Below are 21,563 nucleotides of genomic sequence, written 5' to 3' on the forward strand. Positions count from 1 at the left end.
CGCACGGTTCACCAGATCGTTACACGGGCGCCGCCGGCGGGGTCGACTCGCGCCGGCGAGCGGTGCGGCGGGCCCCTCCGTGTCGGCCGTCCGGGCTAGATTCGCGACCATGGACTCCGCCGCCCCGACCCCCTCCGAGACCGCCGCCCCGACCTCCGACTCCCCCGAGCGGGAGACGTCCGCGCCCTGGTGGACGAGCGCCGTCGTCTACCAGATCTACCCGCGCTCGTTCGCGGACTCGAACGGCGACGGCATCGGCGACCTGGGCGGCATCCGCTCGAAGCTCGACCACCTCGCCGACCTGGGGGTCGACGTGATCTGGCTCTCGCCGGTCTACCCGTCGCCGCAGCACGACAACGGCTACGACATCTCGGACTACGAGGACATCGACCCGCGGTTCGGGACGCTGGAGGAGTTCGACCTGCTCCTCGCGGAGGCCCACGAGCGCGGCATCCGCATCGTGATGGACCTCGTGGTCAACCACACGAGCGACGAGCACGCCTGGTTCGTCGAGTCCCGCTCCTCGCAGGAGGACCCGAAGCGCGACTGGTACTGGTGGCGCCGCGGGCGCCGCTCGGCCGAGCCCGGCCGCGAGCTCGAGGCGGCCGCCGGCGCCGGCCTCGACGTCGCCGAGCCGAACGGCTGGCGCTCCTACTTCTCCGGCCCTGCCTGGACGCTCGACCCGGCGACGGACGAGTACTTCCTCCACCTCTTCGCGGTGCAGCAGCCGGACCTCAACTGGGAGAACCCCGAGGTGCGGCACGCGGTGCACGCGATGATGAACCGCTGGCTCGACCGCGGAGTGGACGGCTTCCGGATGGACGTGATCAACCTCGTCTCGAAGGACGTCGGAGCCGTCGACGGCGAGCAGGGCGGCGCGGGCATCGTCGGAGGGGTGGGTCCGCGGCTCCACGAGTACCTCCGCGAGATGCACGAGGCCGTGTTCGCGCACCGCGAGGGCTCCTTCCTCACCGTCGGCGAGATGCCCGGGGTCACCCTCGAGGAGGCGGTGCTCGTGACCGATCCCGAGCGGCGTGAGCTCGACATGGTCTTCCAGTTCGAGCACGTCGGCATCGACCACGGAGTCGACAAGTTCCACCCGGTGCCGCTGGACCTGGTCGCCTTGAAGGCCAACCTCGCGCGCTGGCAGGACGGCCTGGCCGAGCGCGGCTGGAACAGCCTGTACCTCGGCAACCACGACCAGCCGCGTCTCGTCTCGCGCTTCGGGGACGACGGCGCGCACCGCTACGAGTCCGCGACCCTCTGGGCGACGCTCCTCCACCTCCAGCGCGGCACGCCGTACATCTACCAGGGCGACGAGATCGGGATGACGAACGTCCCGTTCGCCGGCATCGAGGACTTCCGCGACGTCGAGTCCCTGAACTACTGGGCCGAGGCCGTCGGCGAGCGCGGCGAGGACCCGGCGACCGTGCTCGCCGGGCTGCGCGCGCAGAGCCGCGACAACGCCCGCACGCCGGTGCAGTGGGACGACAGCCTCCAGGCCGGCTTCACGACCGGCGAGCCGTGGATCGCGGTCAACCCCAACGCCGCCGAGGTGAACGTCGCCGCCGATCGGGCCGCCGAGCGGTCGGTCTTCGAGTACTACCGGGCGCTGATCGCGCTGCGGCACGCCGACGAGACGGTGCAGCTGGGCCGCTTCGCGCTGCTGGAGCCCGAGCACCCCGCGCTCTTCGCCTTCACGCGCACCGGACCGGGCGAGCTGCTCGTCGTCGGGAACGTGTCCGGTGAGCCGCTCGAGGTGCCGCTGCTCGAGGAGTGGGCGGCTGCCGAGACGGTCCTCGGCAACGTCGCCGGTGCGACCGGGTCGACGCTCGGCCCGTGGGAGGCGCGCATCCTGCGCCGCTGAACCTCGCCGCGCCCCGCTCCGAGCCCGGCGCGGGGCGCGGCGCCCGACGGCGGCGGACCAGCCGGCGAGAGCCTCAGGCGGAGACGCGGTCCAGCTGGGCGATGTCGCTCCGGGTCAGTGGGAGCGCGGCCGCCGCGAACAGCGACTCGAGCTCCGCGGCGTTCCGGGCCCGGACGATCGCCGCCGAGACCTCCTGGTGCGAGAGCACCCAGGCGAGCGCGACCACGCCGGGCTCCGTGCCGTGGGCCCCGGCGATCTCGTCGAGGGCAGCGAGCACGCGGGAGCCGTGGCGGCCGACGTAGTCCAGGCCCGCCTCGAACAGGGCCGACTCCGGCTCGTCCGTGCGGCTGCGCAGGGCGCCGGTGAGGTAGCCGCTCGCCAGGGGCAGCCGCGCGAGGGTGCCGAGCTCGAGCCGCACCACCTCGGGCGCGACGTCGGTCTCGTAGGTCCGGCGCTCCATCAGGCTGTACTCCGACACGACGGCCGAGAGCGACGGCAGCGCGAACGCGGTCGCCGTCTCGTGCAGCGCCGTGATCGCGGCTCCGCTGAAGTGCGCGGCGCCCAGGGCGCCGACCGAGCCGTCCGCCAGGAACGGCGCGACCGCCGCCAGGCTGTCGGCGATGGGGATCCCGGGGTCCTCGCTGTCGAACGAGAGCAGGTCGATCCGGGTGCCGAGCCGCTCGAGGCTCCCCTCGACCGCGATGCGGACGTCCTCCGGGGCGAGGCCCGGCGCGTCCGGGTGCCGGCCGACCTTCGTCGCGACCAGCATCCGCTCGCGCAGCCCGCTCTGCTCGAGCCAGCGGCCGATCATGTACTCGCTCCGACCGGTCGCGTAGTGGTCCGCGGTCGAGATCAGGGTGCCGCCGAGACGGCCGAAAGCGTCGAGCACCTCGGTGGTGTCGTCGATCCCGGCGGCCCAGCCGAAGACGGAGCCGTCGAGGGCGAGCGGATGCACGGGGAGGCCGGTCCGACCCAGGGTGCGTGAGAGGAGCAGCGTCTCCGGCTCGGTGGCCAGGGGCGTCGGGTCGGTCACGGAGTCCTCCGGTCGGGGCGGTGCGGCGCGGTCCCGCCACCGTACCCCATGCCCCCGCCGACGACGGACGCCCGCCCCACCGGAGTGGGACGGGCGTCACGGTCGTGCAGGAGGGATCAGCTCTCGGCGGGAGCCTCGACCTCGGCCTCCTCGGCCACGACGGGCGCGAGGGACAGCTTGCCGCGGTCGTCGATCTTGGTGATCTGGACGAGCAGCTTCTGGCCGACTCCGAGGACGTCCTCGACGTTCTCGACGCGCTTGCCGCCGGCGAGCTTGCGGACCTCGCTGATGTGCAGCAGTCCGTCCTTGCCGGGGAGGAGCGAGACGAACGCGCCGAAGGTCGCGAGCTTGACGACGGTTCCGAGGAACTGCTCGCCGACCTCGGGGTTGGTCGGGTTCGCGATGGCGTTGACCTGCGCACGCGCGGCCTCGGCCGACGGACCGTCGACGGCTCCGATGTAGACGGTGCCGTCCTCCTCGATGGAGATGTCGGCGCCGGTCTCGTCCTGGATCGCGTTGATCGTCTTGCCCTTGGGGCCGATCAGCTCGCCGATCTTGTCGACGGGGATCTGCACCGAGATCACGCGGGGCGCGGTCGGGGCCATCTCGTCGGGCTGGTCGATGGCCGCCGTGAGCACCGCGAGGATCGTGGTGCGGGCGTCCTTGGCCTGCTTGAGCGCGGCGTCGAGCACCGACGACGGGATGCCGTCGAGCTTGGTGTCGAGCTGGATGGCCGTGACGAACTCGGCGGTTCCGGCGACCTTGAAGTCCATGTCGCCGAGCGCGTCCTCGGCGCCCAGGATGTCGGTCAGCGCCGCGTAGCGGGTCTGGCCGTCGACGACGTCGGACACGAGGCCCATCGCGATGCCCGCGACCGGGGCGCGCAGCGGCACTCCGGCGTTGAGGAGCGACAGGGTCGACGCGCAGACCGAGCCCATCGAGGTCGAGCCGTTGGAGCTCAGCGCCTCGGAGACCTGGCGGATCGCGTAGGGGAACTCCTCGCGGCTCGGCAGCACCGGCACGAGGGCGCGCTCGGCGAGGAAGCCGTGCCCGATCTCGCGACGCTTCGGCGATCCGACGCGGCCGGTCTCACCGGTCGAGTAGGGCGGGAAGTTGTAGTGGTGCAGGTACCGCTTCTTGGTGACGGGCGACAGCGAGTCGATCTGCTGCTCCATCTTGAGCATGTTCAGCGTGGTGACGCCCAGGATCTGGGTCTCGCCGCGCTGGAAGATGGCCGAGCCGTGGACGCGCGGGATGACCTGCACCTCGGCGTCGAGCGGGCGGATGTCGGCCAGGCCGCGTCCGTCGATGCGCACGCCGTCGCGGAGGATGCGGCCGCGGACGACCACCTTCGTGACGGACTTGTACGCCGCTCCGACCTGGTTGTAGGCCTCGGCCGAGAGCTGGCCCGAGGCGATGCGCTCGGCGATCTGCTCCTTGACGCGCGCCTTGAGGGCGTCGTCGGCGTCCTGCCGCTCGACCTTGTCGGCGATCTGGTACACGCGGACGAGCTCGTCGTAGCTGAGCTCGGCGACGTTGTCGTAGGTCTCCTGCGCGTAGGGCAGGAACACCGGGTAGTCCTTGACCGGCTTCGCGGTCTCGGCGGCGAGCTTCGCCTGCGCCTCGACGAGTGCGCGGAGGAAGGGCTTGGCGGCCTCGAGGCCCTCGGCGACGACGTCCTCGCTGGGCTTGGTCGCACCCGCCTTGATGAGGTTCCAGGAGGACTCCGTGGCCTCGGCCTCGACCATCATGATGGCGACGTCCGAGGAGCCGTCCTCGTTGGTGACGACGCGGCCCGCGACGGTGAGGTCGAAGACGGCGTTCTCCAGCTGGGAGGCCTTGGGGAAGGCGACCCACTGGTCGTTGCCGGAGCCGTCGGACATGAGCGCCAGGCGGACGCCGGCGACCGGGCCGGAGAACGGCAGGCCGGAGATCTGCGTGGACGCGCTCGCGGCGTTGATCGCGAGGGCGTCGTAGAACTCGTCCGGCGCGATGCTGAGGACCGTGATGACGATCTGGACCTCGTTGCGCAGGCCCTCGACGAACGAGGGGCGCAGCGGCCGGTCGATCAGACGGCAGACCAGGATCGCCTCGGTGGAGGGGCGGCCCTCGCGGCGGAAGAACGAGCCGGGGATCTTGCCGGCGGCGTAGGAGCGCTCCTCGACGTCGACGGTCAGCGGGAAGAAGTCGAAGTTGTCCTTCGGGTTCTTCGAGGCCGACGTGGCCGAGAGGAGCATGGTGTCCTCGTCGAGGTAGGCGGCGACGGCGCCCTGAGCCTGCTGCGCGAGGCGGCCGGTCTCGAAGCGGACGGTGCGGGTGCCGTACGAGCCGTTGTCGAGAACGGCTTCGGCGAATGTGATTTCAGGACCTTCCAAGAGGTCTGTCTCCTTAACGTCTGCAGCGGCGCCCCTTCTGGGCGCCGGCGTTCGTCGGAGCAGCGGTCCGGTCAGGAATCGAGACGATCCCACGGCAGGGCTTCGCGCCGTGCCGTCGTGTGGAGGGCGTTCGTGCTGGCCACCAGTAGAAGAGCTCCGGGCTGTCGCGACCTGTGCCGCGAGCGGGACGTGCCGCCTGCGACTCGTGCCGCGGCGGCCCGTGCTCTGTCGCACGCTGCCGCCGTCCGGGACTCCACCACCGAGGACCAGCTTCCTGCCGGCCTGCTCCGTGGCTCGAATCCTGGGTCGACCGGCGGTCGCTTTCGGATTCGGAACCGGTTCATGCTATCAGCCGCGGTGCGGTTCCTCCATGGACCGCGCCGACCCGGCGGGCCCTCCGCCCGTCAGCCCCGCGTCTCGTGCATCAGCAGCTCGACGCGCAGCCCGCCCCTCACCGTCACGATGCGGGCCGGCACGCGGGGCGACCTCCCCGCCTCCGAGAGCCGGGCGAGGGCGGCCTCGACCACGTTCTCGAGACCGCGCGGCACCTGGCCGACGAGCCCCGAGGGGCGCTGGGCCGCGAACAGGCGGACCGGCATCGGAGCGTCCACGCGCTCCTCCTCCGCGGTGCGGCGCGGGATCACGGCCGTGACCTCGTCTTCGCCGAGGGCGAGCACCCGCGCGATCTCGTCCTGGTGCGGCCGGGAGTCGGCGAGGCGGAGGAGGGTGTCGCCGCGCCGCGACTTCGGGCGCAGCTCGTAGTCGTAGTCGTCGAGCTTGCCCGAGCCGCGGTCGTCGGAGGGGAGGGGGTTCGCGTCGCCGCGTCCGAACGGGAAGAGCTTCATGCCCCCATTGTCCAGCGCGCGGCCCCTCCCCCGCTCGCGTCAGGCGGTGCGCCGCATCCGGGCGATCGCCGCGAGCACCAGGACGAGCACGACGGCGACGAAGCCGAGCAGGACCGGGACGGCCGGCAGGAGCGCGAGCGCGGCACCGATCGCCAGGACCGGCACCGCGAGGCCGAGGTAGGCGGCGAGGAACACGGCCGCGAGCACCTCGCCTCGGGTCTCGTCGGTGGCGAGCGAGCCGGCGACTCCGAGCGCCAGGCGGAAGAGCAGGCCCACGCCCGCTCCCGCGAGCACCCCGCCGACGATGAAGGCGGACACCGAGACGATCACGGCGCCGGTCGCGACCAGCAGCAGCCCGGCCGTCAGCGCCACGGCCGCGAGGCGGAGCGCCGTCCGCGAGGACAGCCGGATCGAGACCAGCTGCGCGACGGCTCCGGCGGCGAAGACCCCGAAGGAGACCGCGCCCGCCTCGAGGTGGGAGGTCTCGCCGAAGCGCCCGGCGAGGAAGGTCGGCGCCAGCGAGGTGAAGAGGCCGAACACGGCGAACCCGGCGAACGCGCCGACCGCGGCCGAGAGGAAGACGCCGCGGGACGCGGCCGGCACGGCCAGGCGCTGCGGACGGTACGCCGGGAGGACCTCGCGCCGCTCGACCGTCTCGGGGACGAGCGCGACGCCGATCCCGAGGACGACCAGGAGGACGAGGAACACGGCGTACGGGACGACCAGGGGCTCGCGCACCGTCACGGCGAACACCCCGCCGACGAGCGGGCCGAGCGCCAGCCCGCCCATGTTCACCAGGGCGGAGACGGCGCGGGAGGTGCCGGGGCCCTCCTCCGGGCGGGCGACGGCGCGCAGCTCCGAGAGATGGGCGGTGGCCGTCGCGGTGAGCGCGCCGACGCCGAGCCCGGTCAGCAGGCGGGCGAGGATCAGCCCGGGCACGTCCGGCCAGAGCAGGAACACGGCGGCCGCCAGGACCTCGACGAGGATCGACGCGAGCAGGATCCGGCGGCGGCCGAGCCAGTCGCTGACGTGCCCGGCGAGGAAGAGGCTCGCCACGACTCCGACCGCGTACGCGGCGAAGACCACGGTGACGACGAAGGCCGGGAACCCGTCGCGCTGCTGGTAGATCGCGTAGAGCGGTGTCGGCACGGTCGAGAACGCCATCACCGTGAGGAAGGCGACGGCGATCACCCAGAAGCCGTGACGGTGCGGGAGCTCGCGGCGATGGACGGACGGGAGGGAGCGCTCGGTGGTGGTCACAGTGTCCACAGTGCTCCGCCCCATCATCCGTTTCCAACGGAGGATCTCGGATGAATTGATCGTCCCTGTTGGATAATGGGCGCATGGACGACCGCCAGCTCGCCGCCTTCGTCGCCGTCGCCGAGGAGCTCAGCTTCACCCGGGCGGCCGCGCGCCTGTTCGTCGTGCAGTCGACCCTCTCGGCGAGCATCCGCTCGCTCGAGCAGGAGCTCGGCTCGCCGCTGTTCGCCCGCTCGACCCGGCGGGTGGCGCTCACCGCGGTCGGCGAGGCGCTCCTGCCCTCGGCCCGATCGGCGATCGACAGCCTCGACCGGATGCGCTCGCTCGCGGCCGACGACGCGGCGGGGCTCCGCGGGCGGGTGCGGGTGGGCACCTTCTCCGCCCTCGACCTCGTCGACCTGCCCGGCGCGCTCGGCGTCTTCCGCACTCGGCACCCGCTGGTGGACCTGCTCCTGCGCACCTCGACCACCGGCTCCACCGGTCTCGCCGAGGACCTGCGCCGCGGCCTGCTCGACGCCGCTCTGCTGGCACTGCCGGCGACGCAGCTGCGGGGCCTGGCGGTGACGCGGCTGGTGCGCAGCGACTACGTCCTGCTGGTGGAGAGCGCGCATCCGCTCGCCGCGGCGGGACCGCCCTCCCCGCAGGACCTCGACGGGCTCACCTTCGTGGACACGCCCGCCGGCTTCGGCAACAGGGTCGCCGTCGACCTCGCCTTCCGCGAAGCCGGGGCGTCGCGCCGGGTGGCCACCGAGGTCGCCGATCTGCCGGGGATCCCCCGCTTCGTGCAGGCGGGGCTGGGGCCGGCGATCGTGCCGCGCGCGGGCGTCGAGCCGCTGGAGGGCGTCACGGCCCTCGCGCTCGACTGGCCGGGGCTGGTCTGGGAGCTCTCGGTCTGCACGGCGCCGCGCCCCTCCGCCGCGGTGCAGGCGCTCACGGCCGTGCTGGCGGAGCGCTCGGCCTAGGCCTCAGCCCTCGCGCAGGGGGCCGCGGACGATCGAGTCGCCGGAGTGCTCCGGGTCGTCGTCGAACGGCTCCTGGGAGACGTCCACGAGCGAGTACTCGGCGAGGTCGACGTCGTCGGGCACGGCGAAGACGCCGTCGGTCCCGTCGAGCACGCCGAGGCCGACCAGCCCGGAGGCGTCGGCGGCGAGGAGCCAGACCTCCCGGTACGAGTCGTCCGCGCTCTGCGCATCGAGGTGCACGTGCAGGCGGCGGGCGCCGTCGGCGTCCTCCAGTTCCGCGGTTCCGCTCGCTCCCTGCCAGTCGGGGAGAGCGGCGAGATCAGCGCGAGCCACGACGGCAGTGGTGTCGTCGCTCCGCGAGGCCTGCCACCAGGCTCCGCCCGCGACCCCGATGACGAGCGCGCCGAGAGCTGCCAGAACGGCGCTCAGAGCGCGGGGCCGGCGGCGGCGCGCAGGACGGTGCCGTCCCCGGGGAAGGGCGAGCGGAGGCGGCACGGCAGCCGCCGACGACGGCAGGGCGCCGGGCCCGAGGTCGCCGAGGGCGAGCTCCTCGCGGATGCGGTCCCAGACGATCGCGGGCGGCGCCTCCAGCTCGACAGCACGGCTCGCACGGCCCAGGCCCGCGGCGTGGCCGAGCTCGACCAGCTGCCGGGCGCAGTCGGGGCAGTCGCGCAGGTGGGCCTGCTCGGCGTCGCTCGAGTGCTCGCCGAGGGCGAGCAGGGCGAGCTCGTCGGGATCGAGGTGGGTCATGTGCTGCTCACCTCCAGGCGGGAGCGGAGCCGGTCGAGGCTGCGGCGGATGTGGCTCTTGACGGTACCCAGCGGCAGGCCGGTGCGCTCGGCGATCTCGGTGTGGGTGAGGTCCTCGTAGAAGGCGAGGCCGATCACCCGCCGGGGGACGGGATCCAGGCGGGCCAGCTCGTCGGCGATCAGGATCCGCGCCTCGATGTCGACGGGGGCCTCCCCCTCCTCGACCGGCGTGACGGCGACGAGGGCCTCGGTGAGCCTCCGCTCGCGCGCCCGCGCCTCGTGCGCGTCCGCGATCCTCCTCCGGGAGATCCCCACCAGCCAGGCTCCGAGAGCCGCCCGTCCGGGGTCGAAGCCCGAGCGCGAGGTCCAGGCCGAGACGAAGACGCGCTGCACCACGTCCTCCGCGTCGCCGCGGTCGCCCAGCGAGCGCAGCGCCAGCGTGAAGACCAGCGGCGACCAGCGCGAGTACGCCTCGGCGAGCGCCGCCTCCTCCCCTGCGGCGAAGCGGCGGCTGAGCCGGGCCACGAGAGCGCTGTCGGCCTCGGCGCCGTCGGCGGGCTCGATGGTCTCGATCAGGGGATCCCTCCAGGGCTGCGGGGAGCGCTGCCGCCCGGGGGCGTGCGGCGCTGCGAGGCTCATCGTACGTCGCTGAGGCTCGGGCGGGCGGATCAGCCGGCCGGGACGGCCGTGACCACCACGTTGCTGAGGTAGTGGCGGGTGTCGTAGTCGAAGTCGCCGCCGCAGGTGATCAGGACCAGCCGCGGCGGTCCGTCGGCGGCGAACACGGCCGAGAGGTCGACCGTGGTCTTCTCCGTGGTCTCCACCGTCGAGACGGTGTACGCGCGCTCCGAGCCGTCCGCGCCGGTGAGGGTCACGGTCTGGCCCGGGACCGCCTCCTTCAGCTCGACGAACGGCCCGAGGCCGTAGGCGAGGGAGTCGACGTGCGCGGCGATCACGACCGTGCCCTCCGGCTCGTCGAGGCCGGCGCCGAAGCGGTACCAGCCGGCGACCTGCGTGTCGGGCACGAGCTCCATCGTGCCGTCGTCCGCGACTCCGACCGGCTCGACGGCCATGTCGACGGGGAGCCCGTCGACGACGAGCCGCTCGGGAGCGAGCGCGGTGGGGGCGGGGGTCGCGCCGAGCCGGGCGTCCGCCACCGGGACGGACGGCACCGCTTCCGGCAGGGCCGCCGCGGGCGAGGAGGGGACCGTGGCCGGCACCGGCTGCTGGGGCGCCGAGGAGACGGCGGCGGGAGCGGGCTCCACCCGGGACTCCTGCGCCGCGCATCCGGCGAGACCGGCACCGGCCACGATCAGCCCGACCACGGCGAGGACGCGCAGAGGGAAGGGGCTCCGGCTCATGGCGTCCTCCTGGGTCGTGGTCGGGGGTGCAGGGACGGCCGCGCTCCAGCACGGCCGACCCGGCGGTCGGATCCTCGGGTCAGCGACGCGAGGCGGCGGTGCGGCGGCCGATCAGCACAGCGCCGGCAGCGGCGAGGGCGGCGAGCAGTGCTCCGCCCCACCAGCCCGCGGCGGCGTCGGGGCGGTTGTCCGCCGCGAGGCCGGCCTCACCGGCGGGGACGCCCGACGGCGAGGAGTGCAGTCCGTCGATGGTCTGCGTCGCGAGAGCGAGGTTGCCCTTCTCCAGGCTGCCCCAGGCGTAGACGATCGTGTTCACGCCCTCCTGGACCTGCACGTCGGCCGGGCCGATGACCGGCGCGGTGGTCCCGGTCGCGGCGACCACGGTCGAGATCGTGGCCGGGGCGAGGTTCAGCACGCCCTCGTTCGGGTTCGTCACGTTCGTCAGGACGGGCGACCCTCCGGCGAGGATGTCCACGGCCGGAGCGGCGGCGATGTGGCGGACCGTGAGCCGGCCCTCGCCCGCGGCGGTCTTCGAGATGTCGTTGGTGAAGAGGGTCGCGGTGGGGGTGTTGTCCGGCTTGAGGTGCGCCGCGACGGTGTAGCTCTTCCCCGCCTCGAGGCTGATGTCGATCGGGCCGATCACGGGGGCGCTGGCGTCCGCGGCGGTGGAGGCCGTGATGGCGACCTTGTAGGTGCCGGTGGGGAGGTCGAGCGGGCCGGCGAGCGAGCCGGGGGTGAAGTCGTCGAGCGTCAGCTTGCCGTCGACGTAGACGTCGACCGGGGTGTCGGGGACGGCGTGCAGGACCGAGAGGTCGGCCGAGTCGGCGTCGGCGGCGGCGGCGGGCGTGGCGGCGATGCCGACGACGGCCAGGGTTCCGATGCAGGCACCGGCGAGCAGGCTGCGGGAGAAGCGGGAGGTGGTCACGGTGTTCCTCTTTCACGATGGGACCCGCGTGGGGTCGGGGGGTGGTCGAGAAGGGCCTTCACCACTACTTCCGGCCGCGGCGCCTCCTCGGATGCACCCGGTCTGAGATTCTTCGAAAGAATTCCTGCCGGACGCGTCGAGGGCCCCTCGCAGCGCTGGCCCGAGCGCCCGCGCCGGGCTAGCCTCCGACCAGGAGGTGCGGAGGATGGGCAGGCGCGGCGTGGTCCTCCTCCTCGCCGCCGCGGCGCTCACCACGGCGGCGGTCGCGGGCGTGCAGGGCTCCCTCGCCCCCCGGGCGCCGGTCGCCGACCAGGCCGCCGCCGCCTCCGACGCCCCCGCCCAGTGCGACGACGCCCGGGAGCTGCTGGCCGCCTCGTCCGCCTTCGAGGGCGGAGCGGGCGTGCCGGCCGGCCACCTCGTGGCCTGCCTCGACGAGGACCACCGGCGCCTCACGATCCACAACCGCACCCCCGTCGTCTGGAGTCTCGGCGACTCCTCGGTGCGGGGCGTGACGAGCGGGACGGACGGAGTGACGGGGCTGCTGAGCCTGCACGCGTCGCAGTCCTCCTCCGGGCTGCTCCTCGCACCCGGATCGGCGGCCTCGGTCTCGGCCGGCGACGGGAGGATCCGACCGCGGCCCGACGAGCCCTCGACCCGGCTGCAGCTCGCGCTCACCGCGGTGGTCGCGGCTCAGGATCAGGCGATCGGCCCCTCCGCCGGTCCTGACAGCATCATCCGCGGCGCCGCGCTCACCTGCGCGGTCGTGGTCGCGGAGTCGGACACCGGCTGGCGGGTGACCTCGCCGCGGGCTCTCGCCGCGGCGGCCGAGGACCCGGTGTGCGCGCGCGACTGGGCCCGCGCCCAGCGCAGCGCGGCGGCCTGGCGGATCGCCCTGCCCGGGCTCGTCGACGCCGTGGAGGCTCCCGGCCGCCCCGAGGAGGACACGGCGCTCCAGCGGGCCGCGGCCGACTGGTTCTCGGCCTCGAGCGGCTACTCGTGGGGCGGAGTCGACCGCCCCGCTCCCCTGCCCTGACCGGCGCCGCGCGCCTCGTCCGCCCGGGAACGCGGAACGGGCCGCCCTCCGCGAGGAGGACGGCCCGTTCGGCAAGAAGTTCGCGGTGTCATCGAGACCGCGCCCTGCTCCGGGAGGAGCTAGCGGCGCAGACCGAGACGCTCGATCAGCGAGCGGTAGCGGTTGATGTCCACATCCGACAGGTAGCCGAGGAGTCGACGACGCTGACCCACGAGCAGCAGGAGACCACGACGCGAGTGGTGGTCGTGCTTGTGCTCCTTGAGGTGCTCGGTGAGGTCCTTGATCCGCTTGGTCAGGACGGCCACCTGCACCTCGGGGGATCCGGTGTCACCGGGGTGGGTCGCGTACTCTTCGATGATCGCCTTCTTGACATCTGCTTCGAGTGCCATATATGGGATCCCCTCTCTCTCGTTGCGCGGTGCCCGGCGCCTGATGCGTGGGCTCTCTTGATCCGCGGCCGTCGAACGGCAACCGGACGACTCTACCAGAGGGAGGGCGGCATCAGGAGCCGGTGGCCCGGTTCCAGAGCACGACGAGCCACGGCGAGACCAGCAGCTGCCAGTAGACGAGCACGAGGACGTTGAGGACCACGCCGATCCAGCCGGCGATCGGCGGGCGCTTCTCGCGACGCCGGGCGCGGAGGGTGGAGACGGCGAGCAGGATCCCGGCGAGCAGGACCGCGTGCACGAGCGCGGTGTAGAGCACGCCGACCAGCAGGTCGCTGACGGCCTGGTCGCCCGGGTAGGCGCCGAGCGAGATCAGGGCGTACCAGACGAAGAACGACAGCGGGACGGCGAGGACGGCCAGGAGGACCGAGACGATCCCGGCTCCGTAGCGGCGGAGGAACCCGCGGGCTCCCGAGGCCGTGGCACCGGTCCGAGCGGCTCCGGCGCGGACGCCGCCCGTGGAGCTGCGCCGACCGCCCGTGGCGGCCGCCGCGCGACGCGCGCCCGCCTCGGCGGCGGTGCGGATCGAGCGTCGCGAGGGGGCGGCTCCGGCTGCTCGCGGGGCAGGAGGACCCTGACGCCCGGGCGCGCCGTCGGATGACGTGCTCATGCCTCTCACCCTAGGGGATGACCCCTGAGCCCCCGGATCGGCGCGACGCGGCCCGCCGGGGCGGCGGAGTCAGCAGAATGGAGCGAGTGAGCCAGACCCCCCGCGCCCCCCGGCGCAGCCACGTCCTCGACGTCTCCCCCCTCCGCGAGTCCCCGGCCTTCGCCCGGCTCTGGGCCGGCAACGTGATCTCGGGCATCGGCGGCCAGATGACGATCGTCGCGGTCGGCCTGCACATCTACGAGCTCACCGGATCGACCCTCGCGGTCGCGCTGGTCGGCGTGGTGGCGCTGGTCCCGACCGTGATCGCCGGCCTCTACGGCGGGATGCTCGCCGACGCGTTCGACCGCCGCCTGGTGCTCCTGCTCGCCGCGGTCGTGGCCTGGGGCTCGACCGCGGGGATCGCGGCCCTCGCCTGGCTCGGCGCCGAGACCCCGCTCTCCCTCTACGTGCTCACCGCCGTGAACGCGGTGGCGACGACGGTGATCGTGACCACCCGGATGACGCTGGCTCCGCGGCTGCTCCGCACCGAGCTGGTCCCCGCCGCCGCCGCGCTGGGCGGCATCGCGAGCGGAGTCGAGGTGACCGTGGGGCCCGCCCTCGCCGGCGTGCTGGTCGCCTCCTCCGGCTTCGCGATCACGTACACGATCGACGTCGTGCTGTTCCTCGCCGCGTTCCTCGGCATCGCGGGGCTGCCGGCGCTCGTGCCCGAGGGCGAGCGGCAGCGGCCGGGGCTGGAGTCCCTCCGCTACGGCCTGGGCTTCCTGAAGGGCGCCCCGAACATCCGGATGTCCTTCCTGGTCGACATCGTGGCCATGACCTTCGGACAGCCGCGCGTGGTCTTCCCGGCGGCCGCCGCCGTGCTGCTCGGCGGAGGCGCGGTGACGGTGGGCGCCCTCACGGCCGCGTTCGCGATCGGGGCGCTGATCAGCGGCGTCTTCTCCGGCCGGCTCACCGGGGTCCGCCGACAGGGCCTCGCGATCGGCCGCTCGATCCAGGTGTACGGAGCGTTCGTGGTCGCGTTCGGCGCGGTCCTGCTCGGTGCCGCACTCGTGCAGCACGACGCGTCGGCGCCGAACGCGGTGCTCATCGCGCTGGCGGCGGTCGCCCTGGCCGGCGCGGGCGCCTCCGACAACGTCAGCTCGATCTTCCGGCAGACGATGCTGCAGACCGCGGTCCCCGACAACATGCGGGGTCGGCTCCAGGGCGTGTTCATCGTCGTGGTGACGGGCGGCCCGCGGGTCGGCGACCTCTACACGGGACTGCTCGCCTCGCTCGCGCTGCTCTGGCTGCCGCCGCTCGCGGGCGGGCTCGCGATCATCGCGATCCTCGCCGCGGTGCTGCGACTCCGACCGGGGTTCCGTGGGTACGACGCCCTGCACCCGACGGCCTGAGCGGAGGGGCGTCTCCCTCGAGCCGGACGGGACAGCGCGCCCGCCCGCTCGGCTCAGGCCGGCGGACGGGCGCGCCGGGGATCAGTCACCGGAGGCCGCGTCGGCGCCGCCGCCGTCGGTCAGCCGGTCGTCCGAGACCAGTCCGCTGTCGTCGTCGCGGCCCTCGACCCGCACCGGGCGGTAGACGTGGAAGCCGTCGTCGTCGGGCTCCAGCTCCCAGACCACCTCGACCTCCTCGCCGTCGATGTCGGCCAGGCGGGTGAAGGAGCGCTGCGGGGAGCCGTCGATCATCTCGAGGCGGATGCTCTCCTGCTCCGCTCCGCTGTCGAGGATGGCGGTGTACGTCGATTCGGTGTCCATGCCTCGACGCTAGACACGCGCGGTGAGGCGTCGCCACCCCTTGCGGCGGCGCACGGTCCGCGTAGCGTCGGCACCATGACCGACACCGACATCACTCCCGCCGACTCCGACGACCGCGAGCAGATCACCGAGATGGTGAAGAGCGCCGGGATCGGGCTCCTCACCACCGTCAACGCCACCGGGCAGCTCGTCAGCCGTCCGCTCAAGGCCCAGGACATCGACTTCGACGGCGAGCTGTGGTTCTTCACGCAGGACCCGTCGCCCAAGGTCGACGACATCCGCGCGAACCCGAGCGTCAACGTCGCGTTCGAGTCGAAGAAGGGCTACCTGTCGGTGGCCGGCTCGGCGACCGTCGTGCACGACCCGGCGAAGGTGGACGAGCTGTGGTCCCCGGCCGTCGCCGGCTGGTTCCCCGACGGCAAGGACGACCCGACCGTCGCGCTGATCCGCGTCGAGGCCGAGACCGTCGAGCTGTGGGCGACCGACGAGCCGCGTCCGGTGGTGCTGTTCAAGGTCCTCAAGGCCGCCGTCACCGGCGGACAGCCCGACATCGGAGAGAACCGCACCGTCTCCTTCGAGTGATCCCTCCTCCGGGGCGCCGCCGGGGCGCGGCGCCTCGCGGGGACAGGCGTCAGGCGCCGCCGAAGCGCTCGGTGCGGACGCGCTCGGGCGCGTGGCCCTGCTCGACCAGGGCGGTGGCGACGGCCTCGACGAACGAGGTCGGGCCGCACACGTAGACGGTCGGCTCGAGCGAGGCCGGCAGAGCCGCCTCGGCGAGCAGCTCCGGAGTGACGCGGCCGGCCGGACGTGCCGCTCCCGCCGGCGCCACCCGGGTGAAGACGTGGTCCACCGCGACTCCGCCCGTCGCGGCCGGCCGCTCGGCGAGCGCCGCCAGCTCCTCGCGGTAGTAGGTGAAGACGGGCGAGCGGACCGAGTAGAGCAGCTGCATCCGCGCCGCGCTCCCGGACCGGGCGTGCTCGCGCGCCATCGCCATCAGCGGCACCACGCCGCTCCCGCCCGCGATCAGCTGCACCGGCTCCGCCTGCTCGGGGCGCCAGACGAACCAGCCGCCGATCGGACCGCGGATCTCGAGCCGGTCGCCCGCTTCGAGGCCGTCGACCAGGTACGGGGAGACCTCCCCGTCGTCCAGCCGCTCGACCGCGAGCTCGACCCGCTCCCCGTCGGCCGGGGCGCCGATCGAGTAGGAGCGGCTCGCCTGGTAGCCGTCGGGCGCGGTGAGGCGCACGTCGAGGTGCTGCCCCGCCAGGTGGCCCGGCCACCCGGGCACGCGGAGCACCAGGAGGCGCGACGTGGGCGTGAGCGGCGCGACCGACTCGGCCACCGCCTCCGTCCACATCACCAGTAGCGCTCCTCTTTCCAGGGGTCCCCGTGCATGTGGTAGCCGTTCTGCTCCCAGAAGCCGGGCTCGTCGCCGGGCATCAGGCGGAGCGTCCGGACCCACTTCGCGCTCTTCCAGAAGTAGAGGTGCGGCACCAGGAGCCGGGCGGGGCCGCCGTGCTCGGCCGCGAGGGGCTTCCCCTCGAACTCGGTGACGACCCAGGCCCTCCCGCCTCGGATCTCGGCGAGCGGGAGGTTCGTCGTGTAGCCGCCGAAGCTCTGCGCCATGACGAAGCCGGCGTCCGTTTCCAGGCCCTCCAGCAGCGTGTCGACCGAGACGCCGCGCCAGCTGGTGCCGAGCTTCGACCACCGGGTCACGCAGTGGATGTCGGTGTGCACGTCCTCGTGCGGGAGCGCGTCGAACTCCTCCCGGTTCCAGCGGCGCACGCCCGCGGGGCCGCCGTCGATCGAGAAGGCCCACTCGTGGATGTTCGGGGTGGGCCCGATCGAGAGGACGGGGAAGCCGTTCTCGAGGTGCTGGCCCGGCGGGAGGTCCGGGTCCGCCTCCCTCTTGCCGAAGAAGCCCCGCGTGATGATGCCCATGTCCGCCCTCGTCGTCCTCGGGGCCTGGCCCCGGATCGCTGGAAACCGCTCGTCGCGCTCACGCTACCGCTCGGTGCTACCGCATGCGGGCCCGCCGGGCGAGCCCGGGACCGTGTCGGACGTCGGTGCCAGGATCGGGGCATGAGACGAACCGTCGTGCCGCCGTACCTCCTCGTCCGCATCGCCCGCCTCGACGATCCGGCCTTCGCCCGGGCCGCGCGGGCCGCGAGCCGCTCGCTCGAGCAGGACGTGCCGTTCCGGCGCGTCCGGCCCGGAGAGCCCGCGCCCGACCGCGGGGCGCCGACCGCCACCGCGACGTCCTCGCCGCGCACCCGCGTGCAGTCGCTCCAGCGCACCATCGCGGACGCGCGGACCGAGGAGACCCTGCCCGGCACGGTCGTCCGCCGCGAGGGCGAGGCGGCCACGGGGGACGCGGCCGTCGACGAGGCGTACGACGGCCTCGGCGCGATGTCGGCCTTCCTGCAGGGTGCGTACGGCCGCGACTCGATCGACGACGCCTGGCTGCCGCTCGACGCGACCGTGCACTTCGGCGACGACTACGACAACGCCTTCTGGGACGGCTCGCGGATGGTCTTCGGCGACGGGGACGGCCAGGTGTTCCGCCGCTTCACCGTCTCGCAGAGCGTGATCGGCCACGAGCTCGCCCACGGCATCACCGAGTACACGGCGAACCTCGTCTACCGCGGCCAGTCCGGAGCGCTCAACGAGTCGGTCTCGGACGTGTTCGGAGCCCTGCTGGAGCAGTACGGCGCAGGCGAGAGCGCCGACGAGGCGAGCTGGCTGATCGGCGAGGGGCTCTTCACCGACGAGGTGCAGGGCACGGCCCTGCGGTCGATGATCGCCCCCGGCACCGCGTACGACGACGACGTCCTCGGCTCCGACCCTCAGCCGGGCTCGATGGCCGACTACGTCGAGACCGACGACGACAACGGCGGAGTGCACATCAACTCGGGGATCCCCAACCGCGCGTTCGCCGTGGCGGCGACGACCCTCGGCGGGAAGGCGTGGGAGCGCGCAGGGCAGGTCTGGTACGACGTGCTGACCGGGGGCGTCCTCACCGCGACGGCCGACTTCGAGGCGTTCGCCGCGCTCACCGTGCAGGCCGCCGCCGAGCGCTACGGATCCGGCTCCGAGGTCGAGGCCGCCGTGCGCACCGGCTGGACGACGGTCGGCGTGACCCCGTCCGCCTGAGCCGGTCCGATCGAGGGCGGAGGCGGGTAGCATCGCGCGCATGGACGTCATCGTGTCGCGCAGCGGCGGATTCGCCGGCCTCCGCCGGGTGTGGCGGGTCGACGTCGAGCAGCAGCCCGACGAGGGCGCGTGGCGCGACCTGCTCGGCTCGCTCCCCTGGGACGCCGCCGACGGCGAGTCCCCCGGCCGGGCCGACCGCTTCGTCTACGAGATCCGCGTGCAGACGCACCTCGTCCGCCTCGGCGAGACCGAGCTCGACGGAGCCTGGCGCGAGCTGGTCGACCGCGTGAAGAAGGCGCAGCCCCGTTAGGAGCTGCGCCTTCGTCGTGTGCTCGGAGCTACTTGGTGCCGAGCAGGTCGATCACGAAGATCAGGGTCTTGCCGGAGAGCGGGTGCCCTCCGCCGGCCGGGCCGTACGCCAGCGCGGGCGGGCAGATCAGCTTGCGGCGGCCGCCGACCTTCATCCCCGGGATGCCCTGCTGCCAGGCGCGGATGAGGTTGTTGAGGGGGAAGTTGATCGACTGGTCGCGGCTCCAGGAGGAGTCGAACTCCTCGCCGGTGTCGTACTCGACGCCGAGGTAGTGGACCTCGACGGTCGAGCCGGGCTGCGCCTCGGCGCCGTCGCCGACGACGATGTCCTCGACGACGAGGGTGTCGGGGGCCGGGCCCTCAGGGGCGTCGACCTCGGGCTTGGTCAGGTTCTCGCTGCTCATGCCTCGATCCTACGGCGCTCGGGAGCGGAGTCTGGGAGCGGGCTGCGAGCACTCACTCCACGAGCGTGAGGCGCTGCGTCGGCCGGGTCATCGCGACGTAGAGCGATGCGGCGCCGCGCTCGCCGGTCTGCGCGATGAGGCGAGGGCGGGCGATGATCACGGAGTCGAACTCGAGCCCCTTGGCGTCGTTCGTCGACAGCACGGCGATTGCACGGTCGAGCCCGGTCGCTCCGCGGCCCACCTCCCGGCCGAACCGCTCCTCGAGGCGCTCGGCGATCGCGGCGAGGTCGTCGTCGGGCGCGAGGACCGCGAGCGTCCCCTCCGCCTCGATCGCCCGGTCCTCGACGACGGCCGCCAGCACGCGCTCGGCGAGGCTCGCGTCGCCGCGGTCGCGGATCGTCCGCACCGGCCACTCGGTGGAGCGCACGGCCTCCCCCGGCGTGATCTCCAGCCCGTTCTCGCGCGCCGTCCGCTCGGCGAAGGCGACGATCTGCGCGGGCGTGCGGTAGTTGACCGTCAGCTCCTCCAGGCGCCACGGCGCCGCCTCCACTCCCCGGCCCTGGCGGCCGAAGGCGTCGCGGAGCGCGGCGTCCCAGCTCGAGGCGGCGGAGGCGCCGGACGCCTGCGCGACGTCGCCCACGATCGTGAACGAGCGCATCGGGCAGCGGCGCAGCAGCACCCGCCACTGCATCGGCGAGAGCTCCTGCGCCTCGTCGACCACGACGTGCCCGTAGGTCCAGGTGCGGTCGGCCGCGGCCCGCTCGGCGGTGGTGCCGAGCACAGAGCGCTCGGCGAAGCCGGCCGCGAGGTCCTTGGCGTTGACGAGGCCGTCGACGCCCATGTTACGGATGGCGGCCTCCGCGTTCTCGACGTCGCGCTTGCGCTGCTCCTTCTCGGCCTTCTTCGAGGCGTCGGCGAGGTCGTCGTAGGCGCCGAGCAGCTCCGCGGCCTCGTCGAGCAGCGGCACGTCGGAGACCGTGAACGGAGCGTCGCGGTCGCGGCGGAGGAGGGAGCGCTGCGCGGCGGTCCAGCGCGGCGTGAGCGTCGCGAACCAGTTCGGACGGGCGTAGAGGTCCTGCAGCAGCTTCTCGGGGGTCAGCGGGATCCACGCGGTGTTGAGAGCGACGCGGACGTCGTGGGCGGTCCGCACGTCCTCGCGCAGCACCGCCTCGTCGGCCTCGTCGACCGTGCTGCCGTGGCTCCGCAGCTGATCGGCGAGCTGGCGGGTGAGCTGCGAGAGCAGCGTCTTGACGAAGGAGACGCGCGCCTCGTTGTGCGGCTTGCGGGTGTCGCGCGCCCGGGTGATCGCGCGCTCCACGTCCTGCGGCTCCAGACGGAGCTTCTCGCCGTTGACGTCGAGCACCTGGGTCTCGGCCGGGACGGTCTGGCGGGAGCGGACCGCGCGCTTGAGCAGCTCCGCCATCCGCGCCGAGCCCTTCACGCGGGCGACCGCGGGCACGTCCTCCTCGACGAGGTCGAGGCCCGGGTAGAGCTGGCCGAGCGTCGAGAGGACGACGCCCGTCTCGCCGAGCGAGGGCAGCACCGCCTCGATGTAGCGGAGGAAGGACCGCGAGGGGCCGACCACGAGCACGCCGGAGGAGGCGATGCGGTCGCGGTAGGAGTAGAGGAGGTAGGCGGCCCGGTGCAGGGCGACCGCGGTCTTGCCGGTGCCCGGCCCGCCCTGCACGACGAGCACGCCGCGCAGCTCGGACCGGATGATGCGGTCCTGCTCGCTCTGGATGGTCGCGACGATGTCGTGCATCCGGCCGGTGCGCTGCGCGCCGAGGGCCGCCATGAGCGCGCCCTCGCCCTGCAGCACGGTGCCCTCGCGCAGCAGCTCCTCGTCGAAGACCTCGTCCTCGAAGCGGAGGACCTCGCGGCCCCGAGTGGTGAGGTGGCGCCGGGCGCGCGTCCCCATCGGCCGGGCGGCGGTGGCCTGGTAGAACGCGGCCGACTGCGGGGCGCGCCAGTCGAGCAGCAGCGTGTCCTGCTCCTCGTCGCGCAGGCCGATCCGGCCGATGTAGCGGTGCTCGGCGTCGGCGTCCGCGAGCGTCAGCCGGCCGAAGGCGAGCCGGTCGTCGGCGCCGGTGAGCGAGCGGATGCGGTCCTCGTAGAGCCGCGCGTAGGCGTCGCGCTCGGAGCGGCTCTGGTGGTTGCCGCCGACGCTCTCGATGCGGACGGTGTCCAGAGCCTCGCGGGCCTGGGCGATCAGCTCGTCGAGGCGGGCGTAGAGCGCCGCCACGTAGTCGCGCTCCCGAGAGAGCTCGGTGGCCTGCACAGTGCTGCCGTCCGTCATCGTCCGCCTTCCGAGGGTCCGCCGCCGCGGGCCGGGAGGCGCGGGATGCGCTCCGGGGGCCGCGGGAAAACAGGCGGTCCAGTCTACCGAGCGATCCGAAGCGGCCCGTCCCGACAGCGGGATCCGGATGCCTCTTGCGCTCGGCGCCGCGGAGGAGCATCCTCTCTCTCACGAAGAGCTCGAC

General features: G+C 73.5%; 22 protein-coding genes. 7 read left to right on the top strand and 15 right to left on the bottom strand.

All coding sequences use genetic code 11. The features are described from left to right. Positions 1 to 109: 109 nt before the first annotated feature. Positions 110 to 1,867, top strand: coding sequence for an alpha-glucosidase (locus tag C5D36_RS03115; RefSeq protein WP_104255563.1), 1,758 nt, complete (start codon positions 110 to 112; stop codon positions 1,865 to 1,867). Positions 1,868 to 1,940: 73 nt separating this feature from the next. Here the strand turns inward: C5D36_RS03115 and C5D36_RS03120 are convergent, their stop codons facing one another. The 4 genes from C5D36_RS03120 to C5D36_RS03135 form a co-directional block, all read right to left on the bottom strand. Continuing rightward, positions 1,941 to 2,900 carry an aldo/keto reductase gene (locus C5D36_RS03120; protein WP_104295173.1) on the bottom strand — a complete coding sequence of 320 codons (960 nt, stop codon included), beginning with the start codon at positions 2,898 to 2,900 and terminating at the stop codon, positions 1,941 to 1,943. Between the two features lie 116 nt (positions 2,901 to 3,016). After that, on the bottom strand, positions 3,017 to 5,275 hold the full coding sequence (locus C5D36_RS03125) for a polyribonucleotide nucleotidyltransferase (RefSeq protein WP_104224806.1): 2,259 nt from the start codon (positions 5,273 to 5,275) through the stop codon (positions 3,017 to 3,019). 404 nt (positions 5,276 to 5,679) lie between these two features. Then, positions 5,680 to 6,120: a hypothetical protein gene (locus C5D36_RS03130; RefSeq protein WP_104226292.1), complete on the bottom strand. Its 441-nt coding sequence runs from the start codon at positions 6,118 to 6,120 to the stop codon at positions 5,680 to 5,682. A 39-nt stretch (positions 6,121 to 6,159) separates the two neighbouring features. Continuing rightward, positions 6,160 to 7,380, bottom strand: a complete 1,221-nt coding sequence (locus C5D36_RS03135; RefSeq protein ID WP_258062854.1) for an MFS transporter — start codon at positions 7,378 to 7,380, stop codon at positions 6,160 to 6,162. Positions 7,381 to 7,463: 83 nt separating this feature from the next. Between C5D36_RS03135 and C5D36_RS03140 the strand changes: the two genes are divergently transcribed. Continuing rightward, positions 7,464 to 8,342 (top strand): LysR family transcriptional regulator, encoded by an 879-nt coding sequence (locus C5D36_RS03140; protein ID WP_104233255.1) that lies wholly within the window; start codon positions 7,464 to 7,466, stop codon positions 8,340 to 8,342. 3 nt (positions 8,343 to 8,345) lie between these two features. On the opposite strand, the gene C5D36_RS03145 is transcribed toward C5D36_RS03140, so the two are convergent. The 4 genes from C5D36_RS03145 to C5D36_RS03160 all read right to left on the bottom strand — a co-directional run bounded on the left by C5D36_RS03145 (position 8,346) and on the right by C5D36_RS03160 (position 11,377). Next, positions 8,346 to 9,092 (bottom strand): anti-sigma factor, encoded by a 747-nt coding sequence (locus C5D36_RS03145; protein WP_104233254.1) that lies wholly within the window; start codon positions 9,090 to 9,092, stop codon positions 8,346 to 8,348. Beyond that, positions 9,089 to 9,730 (bottom strand): RNA polymerase sigma factor, encoded by a 642-nt coding sequence (locus C5D36_RS03150; RefSeq protein ID WP_104233253.1) that lies wholly within the window; start codon positions 9,728 to 9,730, stop codon positions 9,089 to 9,091. Before C5D36_RS03150 ends, C5D36_RS03145 begins: the two co-directional genes overlap by 4 nt. 29 nt (positions 9,731 to 9,759) lie before the next feature. Continuing rightward, entirely contained in the window at positions 9,760 to 10,452 is a 693-nt protein-coding gene (locus C5D36_RS03155; protein WP_104233252.1) for a class F sortase, read from the bottom strand. Positions 10,453 to 10,531: 79 nt separating this feature from the next. Further along, positions 10,532 to 11,377, bottom strand: a complete 846-nt coding sequence (locus tag C5D36_RS03160) for a DUF4397 domain-containing protein (RefSeq protein WP_104224813.1) — start codon at positions 11,375 to 11,377, stop codon at positions 10,532 to 10,534. A gap of 205 nt (positions 11,378 to 11,582) precedes the next feature. Here C5D36_RS03160 and C5D36_RS03165 point away from each other — a divergent pair, with 205 nt between their 5' ends. Continuing rightward, positions 11,583 to 12,410 (top strand): hypothetical protein, encoded by an 828-nt coding sequence (locus C5D36_RS03165; protein ID WP_104283796.1) that lies wholly within the window; start codon positions 11,583 to 11,585, stop codon positions 12,408 to 12,410. A 119-nt stretch (positions 12,411 to 12,529) separates the two neighbouring features. On the opposite strand, the gene rpsO is transcribed toward C5D36_RS03165, so the two are convergent. Beyond that, positions 12,530 to 12,799 (bottom strand): 30S ribosomal protein S15, encoded by a 270-nt coding sequence (gene rpsO, locus C5D36_RS03170; protein WP_068252328.1) that lies wholly within the window; start codon positions 12,797 to 12,799, stop codon positions 12,530 to 12,532. 112 nt (positions 12,800 to 12,911) lie between these two features. After that, a complete protein-coding gene (locus tag C5D36_RS03175) occupies positions 12,912 to 13,466 on the bottom strand; it encodes a hypothetical protein (protein WP_104224815.1) in 555 nt (184 codons plus the stop codon). A gap of 86 nt (positions 13,467 to 13,552) precedes the next feature. Here C5D36_RS03175 and C5D36_RS03180 point away from each other — a divergent pair, with 86 nt between their 5' ends. After that, a complete protein-coding gene (locus C5D36_RS03180) occupies positions 13,553 to 14,857 on the top strand; it encodes an MFS transporter (RefSeq protein WP_258062855.1) in 1,305 nt (434 codons plus the stop codon). Positions 14,858 to 14,938: 81 nt separating this feature from the next. On the opposite strand, the gene C5D36_RS03185 is transcribed toward C5D36_RS03180, so the two are convergent. Further along, on the bottom strand, positions 14,939 to 15,217 hold the full coding sequence (locus tag C5D36_RS03185; RefSeq protein WP_104224817.1) for a hypothetical protein: 279 nt from the start codon (positions 15,215 to 15,217) through the stop codon (positions 14,939 to 14,941). Between the two features lie 75 nt (positions 15,218 to 15,292). On the opposite strand from C5D36_RS03185, the gene C5D36_RS03190 reads away from it, so the two are divergent. Next, on the top strand, positions 15,293 to 15,799 hold the full coding sequence (locus C5D36_RS03190) for a pyridoxamine 5'-phosphate oxidase family protein (protein ID WP_104224818.1): 507 nt from the start codon (positions 15,293 to 15,295) through the stop codon (positions 15,797 to 15,799). A gap of 49 nt (positions 15,800 to 15,848) precedes the next feature. Here the strand turns inward: C5D36_RS03190 and C5D36_RS03195 are convergent, their stop codons facing one another. Both C5D36_RS03195 and C5D36_RS03200 read right to left on the bottom strand, forming a co-directional pair. Beyond that, positions 15,849 to 16,574 (bottom strand): ferredoxin reductase, encoded by a 726-nt coding sequence (locus tag C5D36_RS03195; protein WP_104295174.1) that lies wholly within the window; start codon positions 16,572 to 16,574, stop codon positions 15,849 to 15,851. After that, positions 16,574 to 17,158 carry a molybdopterin-dependent oxidoreductase gene (locus tag C5D36_RS03200; RefSeq protein ID WP_104224820.1) on the bottom strand — a complete coding sequence of 195 codons (585 nt, stop codon included), beginning with the start codon at positions 17,156 to 17,158 and terminating at the stop codon, positions 16,574 to 16,576. The genes C5D36_RS03195 and C5D36_RS03200 overlap by 1 nt, the downstream gene beginning before the upstream one ends. A gap of 141 nt (positions 17,159 to 17,299) precedes the next feature. Between C5D36_RS03200 and C5D36_RS03205 the strand changes: the two genes are divergently transcribed. After that, a complete protein-coding gene (locus C5D36_RS03205; protein WP_104295175.1) occupies positions 17,300 to 18,370 on the top strand; it encodes a M4 family metallopeptidase in 1,071 nt (356 codons plus the stop codon). Positions 18,371 to 18,410: 40 nt separating this feature from the next. Next, a complete protein-coding gene (locus tag C5D36_RS03210) occupies positions 18,411 to 18,680 on the top strand; it encodes a protealysin inhibitor emfourin (protein ID WP_104295176.1) in 270 nt (89 codons plus the stop codon). Positions 18,681 to 18,708: 28 nt separating this feature from the next. Here the strand turns inward: C5D36_RS03210 and C5D36_RS03215 are convergent, their stop codons facing one another. Together C5D36_RS03215 and C5D36_RS03220 are read right to left on the bottom strand one after the other, a co-directional pair. Further along, on the bottom strand, positions 18,709 to 19,083 hold the full coding sequence (locus C5D36_RS03215; RefSeq protein WP_104226280.1) for an FKBP-type peptidyl-prolyl cis-trans isomerase: 375 nt from the start codon (positions 19,081 to 19,083) through the stop codon (positions 18,709 to 18,711). 52 nt (positions 19,084 to 19,135) lie between these two features. Then, entirely contained in the window at positions 19,136 to 21,379 is a 2,244-nt protein-coding gene (locus C5D36_RS03220) for a UvrD-helicase domain-containing protein (RefSeq protein ID WP_104295177.1), read from the bottom strand. Between the last annotated feature and the right edge of the window lie 184 nt (positions 21,380 to 21,563).

Origin of the sequence: Rathayibacter sp. AY1C6 (assembly GCF_002931535.1) — a bacterium.
GTDB lineage: Bacteria > Actinomycetota > Actinomycetes > Actinomycetales > Microbacteriaceae > Rathayibacter.